The organism is Streptomyces sp. NBC_00582 (assembly GCF_036345155.1).
Classification (GTDB): Bacteria; Actinomycetota; Actinomycetes; order Streptomycetales; family Streptomycetaceae; genus Streptomyces.
The window spans coordinates 10,552,533-10,571,747 of record NZ_CP107772.1 but is presented as its reverse complement, the minus strand read 5'-3'; the positions used below and the strand labels follow the sequence as shown (position 1 = coordinate 10,571,747).

The following is a 19,215-nucleotide window of genomic DNA, read 5'->3' as shown; positions in this document are numbered from 1 at the left end:
GGGAGACCGCGCGGCCGCGGCACACAGGGCGGTGACGGCGCATACGTACCTGAATACGTACTCCTACCGACGTGCCCCCGACCCCTGTGCTGTTTTGTTGCGCTCATGACGACACCGAGCGTGGTGAGGCACGTACCGAGGCACTTGCCCGGGCCGGGGAACTCCGTCGTGCCTCCCGCGGCCGTGCTGTTCGCCGGAGGTCCTCCGAGCGCCGGGGCACCTCCTGTCGCGGGGATCCGTCCGGGAGCGCAACGGCAAGGTCCGGGCCGCCGGGCTTATCGCGGCGCTGCCCCGTCCGGGCGGGGCTGAGCGGGGCGGGGGGATGGAAGAGAGCGGCATGAGGGCCTCGGGATTCGCCGAGTGGGCCCGTCACTTCGAGACCGAACGCGACCGCCGCGCGGCCCGGCCCGACCCGCACTGGGAGGCGGGTGCCTCCCTGCCCCCGGCGGTGCGGGCGAGCGTCCAGCGGTTCCAGGCCGGCGAGGACGGCGACAGCTCGGCCCTGTTCGCCAAGGCGGATGCGGCGGGCGATCCGGAGTACTCGGCGGCGCTGCGGTTGTTCGTCGCCGAGGAGAAGAACCACGCGAGGCTTCTCGCTCTGCTGCTCAAGGCGGGCGGGGCGACGACGCGGGCCGGGCACTGGAGCGACAGGGCCTTCGCGCGGCTGCGCCGCGTGCCGGGGCTGCGCACGGAGCTGCTGCTGCTGATGGTCGCGGAGGTGGTCGCCCTGCGCTACTACCGGGCGCTGCGGGACGGGACCGGCGATCCGCTGACGTCGGAGGTCGCCGGCCGCATCCTGGCGGACGAGGAGCGGCACGTCCTTTCCACTGCGCGCGGCTGCGCGCGTCCGTCGCGGAGCTGCCGCGCGCGGCCCGGCGGCCCCTGCTGGCGGGCTGGCGGGTGATGCTCCTCGGCGCGGTGGTGGTAGTAGCGGCCGACCACGGGCGGGCGCTGCGCGGGCTCGGGGTCGGACGAGGACGTTTCGTGGCGGACGTGCTGAGGTCGGGCGGTCCGGTGACCGCGGCGATCCTCGGGAGGGCCGGCCTCGACCGCGTCCTGTGACCCCGCAGGAACGCCTCCCGCTCCCGCGACGGCGCCCGCGGGGGGGCAGGCGGCGCACGAAACCCGTGCGGCCGCATCCTTCTGCCCCGGGAAGGTGCGGCCGTTCTTCTTCGGGGACCGGTTCCCGGCGCCCGAACAAGATGGCGCCTTTAGGGGTGATCACGTGCGGCCGGCGGTGTGTCATGTGGGGGCCGACCGCTGATTTCGGGGCATGGTGGGGTCCGTCTGTGTGCGGGCCCGCGTCAGGCTGAAGCGAAGAGCCTCGCCAGGTCGGCCCGCTCTCTCAAGGAGCGCTCAAGAACATGCCGTTCACGCTTACTCGTCCGACGTTCCCGGCCTTCAGCGCCAGAAGATTTCTCCATGCCGGCCTGGCCCTTGCCGCATTGCTGTTCGCTGCGGAAATCCCGGCCCACGCCCATAGCCCGGGCGATGTGCGGCAGAACAGGGCCGGGGAGGCCAGTATTGTTTCGGTCACGCGCATCGACGAGCGCACCCGGGACCTCATGGTGCATTCGCCCGCAATGCAGTCCGATATTCCCGTGCGGGTTATTCTCCCGAAGAGCTGGGAAACGGAGAAGGAGCGTAAATTCCCGGTTCTCTACATGCTGCACGGCGGGAATGACGACTATACGTCGTGGACGCGTGAGACGGATATCGAGGAACTCGCGAGGAACACGGACGTGCTGGTCGTCATGCCTGACGGCGGGAAATTCGGCTATTACAGCGACTGGCACTCCGGAAAGCGCCTGTGGGAGACGTTCCACACCGGTGAGCTCGTCCGCCTCATGGAGAAGTCCTACCGTGCCGGCTCCTCCCGGGCGATCGCGGGGCTGTCCATGGGAGGGTTCGGGGCTCTCAACTACACGGCGCACCACCGGGGGATGTTCCGGTACGTGGCGGCGATGAGCTCGTACGTGGACCTCAACGAGCCGTCGGTGCGTCTGACCCTGCAGCTGGGTGCGCAGAGGGACGGCGTCGACATCAGTGAGGTCTGGGGCGATCCGGTGAGGGACTTCACCATCTGGCAGGAGCACAACCCCGCCGCGATGCCCCGGTCGTTCCGCGGGACGCGCGTCCACCTCTCCTCGGGCGACGGAACGGTGGGCCCGCTGGACACCGGGCACCCGCTGGACGTCATGCTCGTCGGTTCGGTGGCCGAGACGGTGCTCCCCCGGCAGGTCAGGCGATTCGCCTCGGCGCTGCGGTCGGCGGGCGTGACGACCACGACGCACATCTACCGGCCCGGTACCCACTCCTGGCCCTACTGGCAGCAGGAACTGCACGGCATCTGGCCCGCCGTGGTGCGCGTTCTGGGACAGTAGCCCGCCGCAGGGCACGGGCCGCCGCTGTGGAGAGAGGTCATCGGGATGGGGCAGCCAACGGTGATGATTTTCGCCGGCGGGTCGCGCGGCGACGTCCAGCCCTGCCTGGCCCTGGGGCAGGCGCTGGTGCGCCGGGGCATCGCGGTGCGGGTGCTGGCGAGCATGCGTTACGAGCAGCTGATCGCGGAAACCGGGGTGCGCTTTTATCCGCTGCCGGTCGACCCGGCGGAGATCATCGAATCCGTCGCGGGCCAGGAGCTGCTGTCCGGCCGGCCGGGCCCGTTCGCCTTCGTCCGCAGGATGAACCGGGTCCTGCGGCCGTGTGTCGAAACGGTCCTGGACCACGCCCAGGCGTGCGCGCAGGGCGCGGACCTCGTCCTGGCGCCGACCCTGGGCCTGTTCGGTGTGCATCTGAGCCAGTGCCTGGGCGTTGCGCACGCGGTGCTCCACTTCCAGCCGAGCCAGCCCACCGGCGCTTTCCCGCACCCCTTCGTACCGGCCCGGACCCTGGGCAGTCTCGGCAACCGGGTCAGCTACGACGCGGTGGACATGGGCACCTGGCTGCTGGCCCGGCGTTTCCTCAACCGCTGGCGCGTCCGGGAGCGGGGGCTGGCGCCCCTGCCGCTGCTGTCCCCCCTGCGCATGGTGCGCCGCGCCCCGGTGCTGTGCGCCTTCAGCCCGGCCGTGGTCCAGCGGCCGGCGGACTGGGGGCCGAACGTGCACCTGACGGGTTTCTGGAACCTCGAGCGGCCCTCGTGGACTCCCCCCGAGCGGCTGCGTGCCTTCCTGGAGGCCGGGCCGCCGCCGGTGTACGTGGGGTTCGGCAGTATGAGAACCCCCGACCCGCGGCGTACGGACCGTATGGTCAGGGCCGCTCTGAGACGGGCGGGCCTGCGCGGTGTGCTCGCCGGGGACCCGGCGATGAGTGAGGACGACATGCTGGTCGTCTCCGACACCCCTCACGAGTGGCTGTTTCCCCGGATGGCGGGGGTCGTCCATCACGGGGGCGCGGGCACCACCTTCGCGGCGCTGCGGGCGGGCGTGCCGTCCGTGGTGTGCCCGTTCTTCGGTGACCAGCCGTACTGGGGGGCGCGCGTCCATGCGCTGGGGGCGGGCCCCCGTCCGCTGCCCGCCCGGGACCTGACGGCCGGGAGCCTTCTTCAGCGGCTTTCGGCGCTCACCGGCGAGGCCGCCTACCGGCGCTGCGCGCGGCGGCTCGGCGGGGCGCTGCGCGCGGAGGACGGCGCCGGGCAAGCCTGCCGCGTCCTGAGGGGGGTTCTTGCCTGCCTTTAGGGCGGCCGCGGGGGGCCGTCAGGAGTCGACGAGGGTCTTGTTCCTCACCTGGGGGGAGCGGCGCAGGGCCCACAGGGCCACGGGTGCGCCGGCCCCCACCAGCACGGCCGCGACGCACAGTCCGGCCTGGTAGCCCGTCGTGAACGCCTGGCCGTCGGGGGCGTGGCCGGTGGCGAGGGATTTCTCGACGAAGGTGACCACCGCGCCGACCAGCACGATGCCGAACACCCCGGACAGCTCCCGTGCGGCGCTGAAGAGACCGGCGGCGAAGCCCGACAGGTGGTCGGGGGAGGCGCCCAGCGCCTGGGTGGTCAGCGGCAGGGCCAGGGCCGAGCCCGTTCCCACCGCCGCCAGTCCCGGAAGGAGGTCGAGGAGATGGCCCCGGTGGCTGCCGGCTGCGACGAGGAGCAGTCCCGCGGCGACCAGCAGCAGCCCCGAGGAGGCGACGCGGGCGTCTGTCCATCGTCGGGCGAGGGCGCCGACGAACGGCGCGGTGACGAACAGTGCGCAGACGACCGGGGTGAACGCCAGCCCGGCCCGGGTGGGGCTCAGCCGCAGGCTGTTCTGCAGGAACTGCGAGGTGTAGAAGTACACCCCGCTCACTCCCAGGCCCCACAGGAGCTGGGTGATCACTCCCCCCGCGAAGGCGCGCCGGCGCAGCAGGGTGACCAGGGCGGGGCTGCGTCCGGGTCTCCTGATGCAGTAGAGCGTGAGCAGGCCGGTGGCGCCGGCCATCCCGCAGAGCATGACCGGCGGCTCGGTGAATCCGTAGCTGGGTCCCTGGATCAGGAAGTAGGCGAGGGCGGCCAGGGACAGGCAGGCCAGCGTGATCATGTGGTGCGGTACGACGGCGGCCGGCCCGGGGCGGGCGCCGCGGTGGTGTGCGGGCCCGGGGATCACCGCGGCCCCGATGACGAAGCCGGCCAGCCCGAGGGGGATGTTGAGGGCGAACAGCCACTGCCAGCCGAGGTGTTGTGTCACCACGCCGGAGATCACGGGCCCGAAGGCGAGGGCGGAGGCCATCGTGGCCGACGTCGCGCCGAACGCGGCGGTGCGTGCCCGGCGTGGCACGTCCGTGGCCATGACGGCCAGCGAGGACGGCAGGATGAACGCGGCACCGGCGCCCTGCAGGGCGCGGCAGCAGACGAGCATCATGCCGGTGGTCGACAGGGCGCAGCAGACGGAGGCCAGTGTGAAGGCCGCCACGCCGGTGAGCAGTGCCCAGCGCCGGCCCTTGGTGTCGGTCAGCTGGCCGGCCATCAGCAGAAGGCTGGCCAGGGTGAGCGGATATGCGGTGGCCACCCATTTCAGATCTGTTTCCGACAGTGAGAGTTGGTGGCGCATCTGCGGCAGGGCCACGTTCACGATGGAGCCGTCGAGTGCGGTCAGAAATGTGGAGAGAACGGCAGTCGACACGACGCTGGCGGCGCGTAGTCGGCTCACGGTTTCCTCCCGAGGTGCGATACCCCGGCGTGGGGAAAAAACAGGTGTCTGGACTGTAAGGCCGCCCTCCCGCGTGATCTCGTCTTCGCGCACGGTACCGGCGTGTCACTGGAATATGTCGACATCTCCGTGTTTCGCTGTGCCATCGATGACCTGGCAAGCCGCGGCACGCGCCAAGCCCTGTTGGGAGTCCGGATGCCCCACGGAGGCAGGCAGAGCGGCGCCACTCTTGCATGCGGAATGAAGGTTTGGTGAGCACGTGCCATCACTGGTGACAGAAACACTCGGCCACAATCTCGCCCATGTAGCGGCTCTCACCCCGGATGAAACAGCCGTCACCTTTGTGGACTACAGTGCCGGCGCCGGCGAGGCCACCTCACTGACCTGGAATCAACTCGAGGAACGGGTTCGTGTCACCGCATCGGGAATTCGGAATCTGTGTGCGCCCGGTGAGAGAGTGGCGGTCGTCGCGCCGCAGAGCCTCGCCTACATGGTCGGGTTCCTGGCGGCCGCGTGTTCCGGTGCGATCGCCGTCCCGATGTTCATGCCCTCTCTGCCGGGGCATGCGGAGAAACTCGCGGCCGTGCTCAAGGACGCCGCTCCCGCCCTGGTGCTGACCGTCGAGGAGCAGCGCCGTCCTCTTGCGGAGTTCTGCGCCGACCAGCAGATTCCCGCCACGTGCCGGATCGTCACCGAGTCGGATCTGTGCGGCGCGGCCACGGGATCCGGTTCCCCCCTGGGGGGGCTTGATCCGCAGCAGGTGGCGTATCTGCAGTACACCTCGGGCTCGACCCGTGTTCCGTCGGGGGTGGAGATCACCCATGCGAATGTGTGCGCCAACGCCCGTCAGGCGCTGGAGGCGTACGACCTCGCCCGGGGCCGCAACTGCACGGTGGGGTGGCTGCCGCTCTACCACGACATGGGACTCGTCCTGGCCGTCGCCCTGCCGATCCTCGGTCATCTTCCCTCCGTGGTCATGGACCCGCTGGCGTTCATCCAGCAGCCGGCCCGCTGGCTGCGGTTGCTGTCCCGGTATCGCGGTGCGCTGACCGCCGCGCCCAATTTCGCCTACGACTACTGTCTTCACCGCCTGCAGGACGAGGACCGCGCGGAGCTCTCGCTGGGATCCGTCGCGGCGATGGTCAACGGCAGTGAGCCGGTCGCGGCGCGCACCCTGGAGCGCTTCCAGGCGGGGTTCGCGTCCGCGGGCATGCGGCGTGTGCTCATGCGTCCCTCGTACGGGCTGGCCGAGGCGACGGTGTTCGTGTGTGCTTCGCCGGTGGGCGAGGAGCCGACCGTCACGTCCTTCGACCGGGAGGCCCTGGGGCGGGGAATCGCCCGGGCCGTCGATGCCGCCGACGGGCAAACGGCCGTGGAGGTGGTGGCGTGCGGTCGTCCCACCGGTCAGGAGCTGGCGATCGTCGATCCGGCGACGTGCCGGCGCCGGGAGGACGGCGTGATCGGCGAGATCTGGCTGCGCGGGCCGAACATCGGCCGCGGCTACTGGAACCGTGAGCAGGACAGCGCCGCCACGTTCGGCGCGGTGGTGCAGGGCGAGGACGGCGGCGCCCCGTGGCTGCGCACCGGGGATCTGGGGGTGTGGCACGACAAGCAGCTCTATGTCACGGGGCGGCTGAAGGACCTGGTGATCATCGACGGGACCAACCACTATCCGCACGACATCGAGGAGAGCGCCCAGAAGGCGCATCCCGCCATCCGCCCCCATCACCTCGCCGCCTTCGCGGTGCCTGCTGCCGAGGGCGAACGGCTCGTCGTGGTGGCCGAGCACGCGCGGGACGTGGACCCTTCCCTGATCGCCCTGGAGGAGGTGACGCGGGCGGTGCGCAGTGCGGTCGCCGCCCGGCACGGGGCGGCCGTGCACGACTTCGTTCTGGTGCCGCCGGGCACGGTGCCGCACACCACCAGCGGCAAGGTGGCCCGTGGTGCCTGCCGGGAGCGGTACCTGACGGGGGTGTGGAGCGGGGGCGCCGACGCGTAGGCACCACCGTGGGGCACGGGCTGGAGCGCAGGCAGAGGGAGAGAGTGATGGAAGCGGACAGGGAAGCAACGGGGGCATCCGGGCGGCGGCCGGTTGCCCGCGGTGAACTGCGGTCGGTTGTGCGCCGGCTCGTCGCGGAGGCCTGTGGGGTGGCGCAGGAGGAGATCGACGACGCGCGTCCTGTGGTGGAGTACGGGCTGACCTCGCGTGGCGCGGTGGCTCTGGCGGGCCGGCTGGAGCAGGTGTTAGACCTGTCGCTGCCCGCCACGCTGCTGTGGGAGACCCGCACGATCGACGAGCTGGTGCGGCGTCTGGGCACCGTCGGGGACGGTGCGGGCCGCTCGCGCGGGCAGGACGAGGGGCGGCCGCGGGGCGGTGACCGGCCCGCCGGCGCGGCGGCCGTTGCCGGCGGCGGTGGTGTGGGCGAGGGCCCGCCGGCGCCCGAGCCGATCGCGGTGATCGGTCTGGGCTGCCGGCTGCCGGGGGGTGTCAGCGGCCCCGAGGCGCTGTGGAAGCAGCTGCTGGCCGGGAGGGACTTCGTCGGGGATGTGCCGGCCGCGCGCCGCAGGTCCTTCGCGACCGGTTCGTTGGGCGGGGCGCCCGTCGAGGACGTCATCGGGCAGGGTTCCTTCCTCGACGACGTCGAGGCCTTCGACGCGGAGTACTTCGGCATCACCCCGCGTGAGGCGCAGGTGATGGACCCCCAGCAGCGTCTGCTCCTGGAGGTCGCCTGCGAGGCCCTGGACCATGCCGGCCGGCCCGCCTTCGGCCTCGAGGGCAGTGACACGGGTGTGTTCGTCGGCCTCAGTGCCCTCGAGTACGGGCACCTCACCACGGCGGACCCCGCGCGCCTGACGCCGTGGACCAGCACCGGCGCGGCGGGAAGCATCGCCGCCAACCGGCTGTCGTACCTGCTCGACCTGCACGGTCCCAGTGTCACGGTCGACACGGCCTGCTCGTCCTCGCTGGTGGCGGTGCACCAGGCCTGCGTGAGCCTGAGCCGCGGCGAGTGCGACACCGCCCTGGCGGCGGGCACCAACGTGCTGCTGCTGCCGGCCGTCACGGCGTCCTTCGAGCAGGCCGGGGCGCTGGCGGCGGACCGGCGGTGCAAACCCTTCGACGCGGCGGCGGACGGCATCACCCGCGCGGAGGGGTGCGCGGTCGTCGTCCTGAAGCGGCTGGCCCAGGCGCAGCGCGACGGCGACCGGATCCTGGCCGTCGTCAAGGGCTCCGCGGTCAACAGTGACGGCCGGTCGGCCGGCCTGATGGCCCCCAACCCGGCGGCGCAGGAAAGCCTCCTGCGCAGGGCGCTGGGCACCGCCGGGGTCGACGCCGGCAGCATCGACTACGTCGAGACGCACGGCACCGGCACCCTGCTCGGCGACCCCATGGAAGCCGGCGCGCTCGGCGCCGTCATGGGCCGCGGCAGGCCCGCCGACCAGCCGCTGCTCATCGGCTCGGTGAAGAGCAACCTGGGGCATCTCGAGGGCGCGGCGGGAATCGTCGGTCTGGTCAAGACCGTGCTGGCGCTGCACCACCGGCACATCCCGCAAAATCTGCACTTCCACACGCCCAACCCGCACATCGATTTCACCGGCCTGCGGCTGCGGGTGGTCTCGGCCCCCCAGGACTGGCCCGTCCATGAGGGCCGCCCCGCCCGGGCCGGGGTGTCGGCCTTCGGTTTCGGGGGCACCAACGCGCACATCGTGCTCGAACAGGCGCCCGTCACCGCCTCCGGCGCGGCGGGCAGCGAGGAGAGCGCTGCCGCCGGTGAGGGGCCCCACGTGCTGGTCGTGTCCTCGCGCTCCGCACAGCGCATCGGTGACGCCGCCGCCGCCCTGGCACGGCTTGCCGCCCGCGACGACGCACCGTCCCTGCGAGACCTCGCCCACACGCTCGCCCGTCACCGCAGCGGGCCGGTGTGCGCCGCCGTCACCGCACGCACCCACGAGGAAGCGGCCCGCCTGCTGGCGGCTCTCGCCCGCGCCCAGGAGGGCTTCGGCCTTGTCGCGCCCTGCCCCGACCAGTACGCGGTGCGGGCGTTGGCGGGCCGTCGGCCCGTCTTCGTCTTCTCGGGGCACGGCTCGCAGTGGCCGGGAATGGGGTGGCGCCTGCTCCAGCAGGACACGCTGTTCGACGCCGCGGTGCGCGACCTCGATCCGCTCTACGCGCAGGCGACGGGTCACTCCTTGCGCACTCTGCTCGACGTGTCGGCCGGCGCGGGCGTCGAGCATGTCCAGCCCCTGCTGTTCGGCATGCACGTCGCGCTGGCCCGCACCCTGGAGGCCTACGGTGTGCGGCCCGCCGCCGTGATCGGCCACTCGGTGGGCGAGGTGAGCGCCGCGGTCGTCGCCGGAGCGCTCAGCGCCGCCGACGGCCTGCGCGCCGTCCTCGCGCGGTCGGCGCAGCTGGCCGCCGTCGACACCGAGGGCGCCGGCGCCATGGCCGCCCTCGAGCTGGACGCCGGGGAACGGGCGCCGGTGCTGGCACGGTATGCCGGCGTCGAGATCGCCGTGCACTCCTCCCCGCGCAGGTGCACGGTGACCGGGCCGGCCCCCGAAGTGCGCCGTCTGGTCGACGACCTGGCCGCCGAGGGCCGTCTCGCCCGGCTGCTGGACGTCGGGGGCGCGGGACACTCCCCGGCCGTGGACGTCGTCCTTGCGCCCCTGCGCGACGCCCTGGGCACGCTCGCCCCGGGCCGGGCCGACGTCACCTGGTACACCACCGTCCTGGACGATCCGCGCGCCGCGGTCCACGCCGATGCCGACTACTGGTGCGCCAACGTGCGGCGCCCGGTGCGTCTGCACCAGGCCGTCGAGGCCGCCGCCGACGACGGCCTCGACCTCTTCGTGGAGATCTCCCCCCACCCCATCGCCGTGGTGCCGGTGAGTGAAACCCTCCACGCGGCCCGCGCCACCGCACAGACGTGGGTGATCCCCACCCTGGACAGGCGGTCGGACGAGGCGGTCGGCCTGCGCACCGCGCTCACCCGGCTGCACTTCGCGGGGGTGAGGGTGAACGAGAGCCGCCTGTGGCCCGCGGGCGGCCGCACCGCCCTTCCCAGCCCCCTGTGGCGCCACGGCCGGTACTGGTTCGACCGCCGGCGCGCCACGCCGTCCTGCGGCGTTCCCGGTGCGGGCCCGCTCGCCGTGCGCACCGACGATCCGCGCACGGGCGCCGTCCTGTGGCAGAGCGACCTCGGCACGTCCGGCCCGCACCCCTTCGCCCGTGCCCTGCACGGACAGCCGGTGCTCACCCTGCCCGCGGCCGCCGCCCTGGTGATCGCGGCCGCCCGGGAGGTCCACGGGCACGACGCCGCGGCGGACCTCCTGCTCGAAGACCTCGTCATCGACCGGTGGCTCCCGCTGTCCACGAGCACCCCCGTCACCCTCCTGTGGGAGCCCGCCGGCGAGCGCGCGAGGGTCACCGTCAACGCCCGTGCGGCGGACGGCAGCTGGCACTGCTACGCGTCGGCGCACGTCACCACCGGCACCGGGGTGGTGCCGTGCGAAGACACCTCCCTCACCAGCCCGCCGGCGACCCTCGTCAGCCAGTGGGAACCCGCCGGGGACGAGGCGGCGGACGGCGAACGCGACCTGCCCGGGCCCGAGGCCCTCCTCACGGCGCTGCTGTACGCGCCGGCTCCCGGCGGGGCGCAGAGCGCGGACGGCAACGCCCTGGGCGCCGGGTGCGCGCCCACCGTCCCCGCCGCCGTGCGCCACCTGCACCTCCAGCAGCCGACCGGGCGCGAGCCGGTCACCATCGAGGCCTTTCCGGCGGCGCCCGCGCCCGGGCAGGACGCCCCCGTCCCCGGGGCGGACGCGCTGTGGGACGTCGTGGCGCGCGGGGGACAGACCCGGATCACCGCCCGCGGCGTGCGGCTGCGTTCCCCCGGCCACGGGGAGATCCGCAGGCCGCTCGAAGCGCTCAGCTACGACATCCAGTGGCAGAAGTCGCCCGCCGCGCTGCCCGAAGCGCTCGACAGCGTCCTGCTCCTGGCGCACGAGGCGCCCACCGGCGGCGCCACCGGCCCGCTGACGTCGTCCCTGGACGCGGCGCTGCGCGCGAAGGGCGTACGGACCACGGTCGGTGCGGCCTGCGGCACGGATACGGAAGCGGTCCTCGACGACTGGCTGGCAGGCACCGAATCCGACGCCCACCGGGCCGTGGTGCTGCTGCTGACCCGGCCGCCCGCCGACGCCGCCGACGCCACGGGCCTGCACACGGCCTGCCGGGTCGCGCGACGGATCGCCTCGGGGGTGCCAGCCGGGCGCCAGCCGCGGCTGTGGATGGTCACCGAGCGGGCCCGGGCCGTGCACCCGGGAGAGACGGGCCGGCCGAACCTGGCCTGTCTGCGCGGCCTCGTACGCGCCCTGGCCCTGGAACAGCCCCTGCTGCGGGCCAGCCTGGTGGACCTGGACGACTCCCTCGGATCGGGTGAGGAACTCCTGCAGGAACTGCTCGGCGACAGTGCCGAGGACGAGGTCGTCTGGCGGACGGGGACCCGGCTCGTCGCCCGTCTTTCTCCCGCCGACCTGACCGCGCAGCAGTACCAGACCCCCTTCGTCGGCCGGCAGGGCGCCTACATCGTCACCGGTGGCCTGAGCGGGCTGGGGCTGGCAACAGCCCGCCGTCTGGCCGAGCAGGGGGCGGGCCGCCTGGTCCTCAACGGGCGGCGCCCCGCCACGCCGCAGGCCCGCAAGGTCATCGGTGAGCTGCAGGCCCACGGGACCTCGGTCACCGTGGTGCACGGCGACATCGCCGACCCCGCGGTGGCGCCGCGCCTGGTGCGGGCAGCGCTCAGCGAGGGCCACCGGCTGCGCGGCGTCGCCCATTGCGCGGGCGTGCTCCACGACCGGATGATCACCGACCTGGCATCCGGTGACATCGACACCGTGCTGCGGGCGAAGGTGCTCGGCGCGCTGCGCCTGGAGGAGGCCCTCGCCCCCCACGACATCGACTGGTGGGTGTTCTACAGTTCGGCGGCCGCGCTGCTCGGCTCCCCCGGCCAGTCGGCCTACGCCGCCGCCAACGCCTGGCTGGACGCGGTGGCGCAGCGCCGCAGGGCCGAGGGAAAGCCGGCCGCCTCCATCGCCTGGGGGCCCTGGAGCGAGACCGGTGGCGTGCCCGCGGGGCGGGCCATGGCGCTGCGGTCACTGACCCTGAGCGAGGGGCTGGACGCCCTGCAGACGCTCGTCGTGCACCACCGCACGCACACGGGGGTGGCCCACTTCGACACCGAACAAGTCCTCGGGGCGTTTCCCGGCGTGTCCGCCATCCCGTTCTTCGCACAGTGCTTCCCCGGCGATGCCGCCCCCGGCGACGACTGGGCCGGCCCCGACGGTATCGGGGCGCTCGGCGACGGCGCCGCGGGGAAGGTCTACGCACGCCTGGTCGAGCGCACCGCCGCTGTCATGGGCTTGGGGGCGGCGAGCATCGACCAGAGCGTTCCGCTTCCCCGGCTGGGCCTGGACTCGCTGATGGCGGTGCGCCTGCGCAATGCCGCCCGGCAGGACTTCGGCATCGACCTGGCGCCCGACCTCATGCTGCGCGGGGCGACACTTGAGCAGATCGGCGAGGCCGTCCTGGACGGCCTCGGCCTCAAGGGTGACAACGTACGGACCCCCGCCCCGCCGCCGAAGGGGACCGCCGGCGCGGCGGGCTCGCCCCGCCGGCCCGCGCTGCCGTCCTCGATCCAGCCCCGGGACGCCGCCGAACGCCTGGTGGCCGGGGCCTGGGCCGAGGTGCTGGGGCAGCGCCCCGCGGACGTCTTCAGCGACTTCACCGCGGCCGGCGCCGACCAGGACGCGGCCGGACGCCTCCTCGACGTGATCCGCGGGCGTCTGGACGGCATGCGGCTGGATCTGACCGCGCCGGCCCTGCTCACCGCGGGGACGGTGGCCGGCATCGCGGAACTGATCCGGCCCTCGGTCAACCCGGACGGACACTCCACGGTCACCGTCCTGCGGCCCCCCTCGCCGGGCTCCGCCCGCCTCCCCCTGTTCACCTTCCACCCGGCCGGCGGGCCCACCTCCGTCTACCGGCCCCTGACCCAGCTCCTGCCGCCCGACCAGGCCGTGTACGGCATGGAGCGCGTCGACGACCTGCACACGATGGAGGAGAAGGCGGCCCACTACGTCCGTCTCATCACAGACCTCCAGCCCCAGGGGCCCTACCGTCTTCTGGGCTGGTCGTTCGGCGGCTGTCTCGCCTACGAGGCGGCCCGCCAGCTGGCACAGGCGGGCCGGCAGGTCGGCTTCCTCGGCCTGATCGACACGATCCTGCCGGCCGCCCTTCCCGACCTCGACTCGCGCGAGCTGCTCCTGGAACGGTTCACCCGGTTCGCCGAGTACATCGACAAGACGTACGGCAAGAAGCTGGATCTGCCCTACGACGAGCTTGCGGCGACCCCGGACGAGCAGCAGATCGACGTCGTCATGCGCCTGGTGGCCGAGGCGGGACTCGACATGAGCCCGGGCATCATGGAGCACCAGCGGACCTCGTACGTGGACGCACGCGTCGGCGAGCGCTACACCCCGCAGCCCACCGGCGCGCACGTGGTCCTCTACCGGGCCCAGCAGGCGCAGCCCCTGACCACCGCTTTGGACCCGCGGTATCTGAGGCCGGAGGCGGATCTGGGCTGGGCGCCGCTGTGCGCCCGCCTGGAGATCGTGCCCGTGCAGGGCGACCACCTCTCCCTCATCGACCCACCGCACGTCGCCGCCATCGCCCGGCATCTGACGCGGGCACTCGCGCAGCGGGCCGCCGGTCCAGGGCAGTAGTCACCGGCGGAAGGCGTGCAGGCGCCTGTCATCGATCCGGGCCCGGGCGCCCGGATCGGTGACGCCCAGCCCCGGCGCGGGCGCCAGGCACAGCACGCCGACCTTGCCGATGTGCTGGTTGGTCTGAACGCTGCGCGCCGCGGCGGCGACGTCGTCGAGCGGGTAGGTCCTGGACAGCGTGGGCACCACGTGGCCCAGGGCGAGGAGCCGGTTGACCTCCCACTGCTCGTGGAGGTTGGCGCCGTGGCTTCCGATGATCCGCTTCAGGCGCATCCACAGATACCGGTTGTCGTAGAGGTGTTCGTATCCGGTGCTCGAGCCGCAGGTGATGACGGTGCCTCCGCGCCTGGCCAGGAAGACGGACGCGGCGAACGTCTTCTGCCCGACATGCTCGAAGACGATGTGCGGGTCCTCACCGACCGCGGCGCGGATGGCCTTGCCCATCTTCTTCCAGCCCTCCGGCCGCTGCAGAAGGGTGGGATCGCCCTCGTCGATGTCGGTGCGGTTGATGACCGCTTCACAGCCCAGCGTTTTCAACACGCGGGCCTTCTCCGCGGAGTTGACGACGCCGACGGGGATGCCGCCGCCGCCCAGGACGAGCTGGACGGCGTAGGCGCCCAGACCGCCGCTGGCACCCCAGACGAGGACGACGTCGCCCTGCTTCATCCGGGCGCCGCGTTCACTGACCAGCATCCGGTACGCGGTGCTCGCGCACAGCGGGTTGACGGCTGCCTCCTCCCAGCTCAGCGCAGCCGGTTTCGGCATCAGCTGGCTGGCCCGCACGACGGCGTAGTGGGCCAGCCCGCCGAAGTTGGTCTCGAAGCCCCAGGCCTTCTGCCCCTCACCGAGCATCCCGTCGCGATGGGTGTCGGGGTCCTGTTCGTCGACGTAGGCCGGCGAGATCACGACGTGATCGCCCACCTTCCACCTGCGGACCGACGATCCCGTGCGGACGATGACCCCGCAGGCGTCGGACCCGACGATGTGATACGGAAGGTCGTGACGTGCCTCCCACCCGCCGCTGCGGCCCATCTGCCGCAGGAACTGGAAAGTGGGCACCGGCTCGAACATGGCGGTCCACACCGTGTTGTAGTTGATGGAGCTCGCCATCACCGCGATCAGCGCCTCGTCCGGCGCCAGCTCCGGCATGGGGACCCGGTCGACGAAAAGGGACTTGCGTACGTCCTTGTCCTCCATGGACCGGAAGATGTCGACGTCCTCCTTGCGGACCACGGCGGCGGGGAAGTGGTCCGGCAGGGGAAGAGACTCCAGGACCGCAGCGTCGGCGCCGGCGAGAACTGCGTCGGACATGGAGGACTGCATCATGGCTCCTTGTGTCGGATGCTGGGGCGTGCACTGCGGCTGCTCTCCAGCAAGCAGTTACTTCGCCGGTGCCGCAACCGCAAAAGCGCGCCGTACGCTCGCCGCCGACGGCAAAGCCGCAGATCAGGCGCGTTCTGTTCCGGCCGCCCGGCGTGGTGTCCCGCTCTCGAAGGGAGCAGCGCGCATGACGGGCCGCGGCCGCCGACGCCGCCGGCGGTGCCGGCGGCTTCCCCGGGCGGGCGGCGGGCGCGCACCGGTGCGCTCCGAGCGCGGGCCGGCTCCGCGGGAGGAAACGGTCAAGGACATCGTCCGGGCGGTCACCTCACCCGCCTGCGCGGGGGCGGCCGTTCGCCTGCTTCGCCGCGGGAGCGGGCGATCGGGGCCGCGATGCGCGGAGCGCGCAGGGATGCCCGCCCCCTTCCCTCTTCGCGGGCCGGGGCGGTGGGCGCCCGGGCCCACGGGAGGCGCCCGGGGGCTGTGACGTAGCGGCCCCGGCGGGGGCGTGTCCCGTTCGGTGGCCCCCGGTCGCAGGCTTCGCACCCCCCGCCGCCGCGGGTGCCGCCGGCTCAGGCGATCGCAGGCTTCCCACCCCCGCCGCCGCGGATGCCGCCGGCTCAGGCGATCGCAGGCTTCCCACCCCCGCCGCCGCGGGTGCTGCCGGCTCAGGCGCCGGCGAGGAGGAGCGAGGAGGAGCGGTGTGTGGGTGTCCGGCAGGACGGGTGCCGCGCAGCCGGGCCCGGCTCCGATGTCCCCCGGCCGGACGGCAGGTGCGCCGGGCGCAGGGGCCGACGGCGGCGTCGGGGAGGGCGGAGAAGAGCGTCCCGTCGCAGGGAGCGCCGGCCCCGACGCGGCCGCCGCCATGGGCGCGCCGAGCGGCAGCAGCCATACGGGCGTGGACCGCGCCCCGTGCGGGTGTACGGCCATGACGTACGGCACGGCGACGGCCGCCGCCAGCGCCACGACCGTACCGGCGCCGAACAGCACGGCGTCGAGGGCGACCGCGGGCCCGGTGCCGGTCCAGTCCCGCCCGACGGCGAGGGGCCTCGCGGGCGCACAGGTGGCGCGGGCCCATCGGGAGGCCTGCGTGCCGCCGCCCCCGCGTCCCGGACGTGGACCTCAGCGGCCCGGCGATCCACGCCAGCCCGTCCGGAACACCCCGGCTCCCCGTGCTGCGGCCCGTACCGGGTCAGGTCACCGGTTCGGCAGGGGGCCGGCAGTCATGCCCGCCCCGGAGGCCGGCGGTCCTCTGGCAGGACCGCCGGCGAAGACAACGGGGCAGCCGGTGGACCGGGCGCGCGACTGCGCGGCGGCCCCTGGACGCGGGCATCCCCGGGGGGCGGGGGCAGGCCCGCCGGGTCCGGGCCGTCCGGGCCAGGGCACCGGGCCGTCCGGGCCAGGGCTCCGGGCCGTCCTGCCCGGTGAGGCCGAACCCGCCGGCGGTACGCGCAGGCCCCGCCCCCCGGGACGCCTTCACCCTTGACCCAATCGGCCGCTTTTGAAGGAATGTTGATGATATGGGCCGATTTGAAGACTTATCGTCACCTAGCGTAAAGGCATCCAGGACCATCCGGCGGCAGAAGAAGACAAAGGGAGTTGACCCGTGATGCGTAGACGTCCCCGTGACAGGTGGGCCGGGCTTACGGCGGCGGCCGTGGCGGCCGTGGTGACCGCTGCCTCTCCAGCGGTGGCTGCCCCGTCGGCCACGGGCGTCACCGTGTCTCCCGCCGCGGCCATGGTGGGGACGCCGGTCGAACTGACCGCGACGGTCACCTGCGCATCGGATCCGAGCGGCGGTCTGGGCATGACGTTCTTCGACGGCGCCGACCTGCTGGGCACGGTGCCCGTCGCCGTGAACGGCCAGGCCCACTACACCGCGTCGTTCGGCGCACTGGGCCCTCACACGATCACGGCCGCCTACAACGGCAACGACTCCTGCGACGCCTCCAGCGCCACGGCCGCCGTGTCCGTCCTGGCGTCGCCCGTCACTCCCCTCGTGCCCCCCGGGCTGTGCCTGCTCGCCTGCGGAGGGCTGATCGGCTTCGTGGTCGGCGACATCCACAACAACATCAGCATCGGCTGACCACCGCCGCCGGGCCACCGGGTTTGCCGGGACGGTGCCGTGGCAGGACACGCGGAGGGGGCCGGGGCGGCAGGTGCCCGCCCCCGGGTGATCTGGGGCCGGCCGGGCGGCGCATGACGACGGCGGCCGTCCGGCGCGGGGCGCCGGCCCTCCGTCCAGGGCGCGCAAGGCGCCGCCGCCTCGGCGGGGCAGCCCGCCGGGTTCCGGGGGCGCGCCTCAGGCATCCGGGACGGTCCCGCCCCTGCCCCTGCCCCTGCCCGGTGGTGAACCGTCACAGGGTGCCCTGGTCCTCTCCCCCGGCGGCCCGGCCGCCGGGCCCCGGCCCGCTCCCGGCTCCTGCCCGTGCGGCAGGCCCCGCGGCGGGGGAAAGGGGCCGGGCGAACGCCGGCTGCCCGCCTGCGAGGCTCCTGGCCGTCACAGGCGGGCGTGAAGCGGGTGCCGGCGCGCCGAAAAGGGGGGCGCGCCCGCTGTGGGGCGGCGTATCAGATGCCCGGGCCCGCCACGTAGGTGAAGGCGCCGACCTCGGTGTCCGCTCCGGCGGCGTTGGTCACGCTCACGTCGACCGCGCCCGCGGTGCCGGGCGGGGTGACCGCCGACAGGGTGGTGGCGTTGATCACCGAGAACGGCGCCGGGGCCCCGCCGAAGGTGACCGACTCGGTGCTGTCCAGGTTGGTTCCGGTGATGGTCACCGCCGTCCCGCCCGAGGTGGGACCCGAGGTCGGGCTGAGGGCGGTGATCGTGGGGACGTCGACGTAGACGTAGGTCAGTCCGTTGTTGGTCCCCCCGGCGGTGGTGACGCTCACCGACACCGGCCCTGCCGCGGCGCCGGCGGGAACGGTGACGGCGAGTGAACTGTCGGAGCCCACCGTCGGGGTGGCGGTCGCCGCACCGAAGGAGACACTGGTGGCGGTCGACAGGCCGGTCCCCGTGACCGTGACGGTGTTGCCGCCGGCCAGCGGACCCGAGGCCGCGCTCAGGGACGACTTGAACGGGGCGCCGACATAGAAGAACGGCACCGGGTTGCTCGTCCCGCCCGGAGTCTTGATCGTGACTCCGACGGTTCCGGTGCCCGACGGGGCGACGGCGGTGACCTGGGTCGGCGAGACGTTGGTGACGCTCGTGGCGGGCTTGGTGCCGAACAGCACGGCGCTGGTGTTGGCCAGGTTCGTGCCCGTGATGGTCACCAGGGTCCCGCCTCCCGTGGAACCCTGATTCGGAGAGATCGGCATGACTGACTCCTCGCTGTGTGTGTGGGACATGCGAGGAACCGGCGGAACGGCCGACGACCGCAACGAGCCCCCACAAGCCTTTTTCACGCCTCTTCCGGCGTGATTCGCATTGCGGAGACAAGGGGAAAGAAAAAGGCCCCTTTGCCCTCATGTCAGGAGTGCACCATTCATGGGCATCGGGGGACCCGGCATACGCCTGCCCGCCTCGTTCCTCCCCCGGCACGGGGATGGGCGGCCCGCCGGTTCACCTTCACATTGACCCACACGCCCAATCGGGTGACAAGACACCGTTGACTCCATTCACCTGAACGGGTTAACCGCCCCCCGCCGGCGCGGCAACGGAGGGCGTTTACGGGAAAGGAGTGGCGTCCCGGCCAGGATGTCATGCGCCGCCGCCAGGCCGACGGACCAGGCCGTCGACCGTTCCGCCGGACAGAGCGCCGCCGCCAGCCGGCAGGTGCGGCCCGGGCACCGCCGCGGAGATTATCCGCCAGGCCGGCAAAGGACGGGCAGGGCGGAGGCGAATGCGTCCGCGCCGCTTCCGGCGCATGGCCGTCCGTGCCAGGGGCCGGGGATTTCCGCTTACGCGGAACACTCCGCGGTATTCGCGTGGGCGGCACCGAACCGGTTCACACGTGATACCTGCACGGCGGAAGCCCACCGGCGCCGGCCGGCTGTCCGC

General features: G+C 73.2%; 8 protein-coding genes and 2 pseudogenes. 6 read left to right on the top strand and 4 right to left on the bottom strand.

The features are described from left to right. Window positions 1-337: 337 nt before the first annotated feature. The 3 genes and pseudogenes from OG852_RS48065 (at window position 338) to OG852_RS48055 (ending at window position 3,677) form a co-directional block, all read left to right on the top strand. Window positions 338-1,062 (top strand): annotated as a pseudogene (locus tag OG852_RS48065) (ferritin-like domain-containing protein). Window positions 1,063-1,364: 302 nt separating this feature from the next. Further along, entirely contained in the window at window positions 1,365-2,384 is a 1,020-nt protein-coding gene (locus OG852_RS48060; protein ID WP_330346840.1) for an alpha/beta hydrolase, read from the top strand. 63 nt (window positions 2,385-2,447) lie between these two features. Further along, window positions 2,448-3,677: a glycosyltransferase gene (locus OG852_RS48055; protein ID WP_330351372.1), complete on the top strand. Its 1,230-nt coding sequence runs from the start codon at window positions 2,448-2,450 to the stop codon at window positions 3,675-3,677. A gap of 18 nt (window positions 3,678-3,695) precedes the next feature. Here OG852_RS48055 and OG852_RS48050 read toward each other — a convergent pair whose 3' ends face one another. Further along, entirely contained in the window at window positions 3,696-5,120 is a 1,425-nt protein-coding gene (locus OG852_RS48050) for an MFS transporter (protein WP_330346841.1), read from the bottom strand. Between the two features lie 259 nt (window positions 5,121-5,379). Here OG852_RS48050 and OG852_RS48045 point away from each other — a divergent pair, with 259 nt between their 5' ends. After that, window positions 5,380-7,119: a fatty acyl-AMP ligase gene (locus OG852_RS48045; protein WP_133916189.1), complete on the top strand. Its 1,740-nt coding sequence runs from the start codon at window positions 5,380-5,382 to the stop codon at window positions 7,117-7,119. Window positions 7,120-7,166: 47 nt separating this feature from the next. Further along, window positions 7,167-13,901 carry an SDR family NAD(P)-dependent oxidoreductase gene (locus OG852_RS48040; RefSeq protein WP_330346842.1) on the top strand — a complete coding sequence of 2,245 codons (6,735 nt, stop codon included), beginning with the start codon at window positions 7,167-7,169 and terminating at the stop codon, window positions 13,899-13,901. Here OG852_RS48040 and ccrA read toward each other — a convergent pair whose 3' ends face one another. Then, a complete protein-coding gene (gene ccrA / locus OG852_RS48035) occupies window positions 13,902-15,212 on the bottom strand; it encodes a crotonyl-CoA carboxylase/reductase (protein ID WP_330346843.1) in 1,311 nt (436 codons plus the stop codon). It lies immediately after the preceding gene. Window positions 15,213-16,055: 843 nt separating this feature from the next. Next, a pseudogene (locus tag OG852_RS48030) lies at window positions 16,056-16,262 on the bottom strand (C4-dicarboxylate ABC transporter); the annotation flags it as partial. Between the two features lie 565 nt (window positions 16,263-16,827). Between OG852_RS48030 and OG852_RS48025 the strand changes: the two are divergent. Beyond that, window positions 16,828-17,304, top strand: a complete 477-nt coding sequence (locus tag OG852_RS48025; RefSeq protein ID WP_330346844.1) for an Ig-like domain-containing protein — start codon at window positions 16,828-16,830, stop codon at window positions 17,302-17,304. A 482-nt stretch (window positions 17,305-17,786) separates the two neighbouring features. On the opposite strand, the gene OG852_RS48020 is transcribed toward OG852_RS48025, so the two are convergent. Next, a complete protein-coding gene (locus tag OG852_RS48020; protein WP_133916186.1) occupies window positions 17,787-18,533 on the bottom strand; it encodes an IPT/TIG domain-containing protein in 747 nt (248 codons plus the stop codon). Window positions 18,534-19,215: the final 682 nt, after the last annotated feature.

What these genes read in the sequence shown, in the direction of transcription:
- OG852_RS48025 (WP_330346844.1), top strand. Translation starts at nt 16,828, where the DNA reads ATGCGTAGACGTCCCCGTGACAGGTGGGCCGGGCTTACGGCGGCGGCC.
- OG852_RS48055 (WP_330351372.1), top strand. Translation starts at nt 2,448, where the DNA reads ATGATTTTCGCCGGCGGGTCGCGCGGCGACGTCCAGCCCTGCCTGGCC.
- OG852_RS48060 (WP_330346840.1), top strand. Translation starts at nt 1,365, where the DNA reads ATGCCGTTCACGCTTACTCGTCCGACGTTCCCGGCCTTCAGCGCCAGA.
- OG852_RS48020 (WP_133916186.1), bottom strand. Translation starts at nt 18,533, where the DNA reads ATGCCGATCTCTCCGAATCAGGGTTCCACGGGAGGCGGGACCCTGGTG.
- ccrA (WP_330346843.1), bottom strand. Translation starts at nt 15,212, where the DNA reads ATGTCCGACGCAGTTCTCGCCGGCGCCGACGCTGCGGTCCTGGAGTCT.
- OG852_RS48040 (WP_330346842.1), top strand. Translation starts at nt 7,167, where the DNA reads ATGGAAGCGGACAGGGAAGCAACGGGGGCATCCGGGCGGCGGCCGGTT.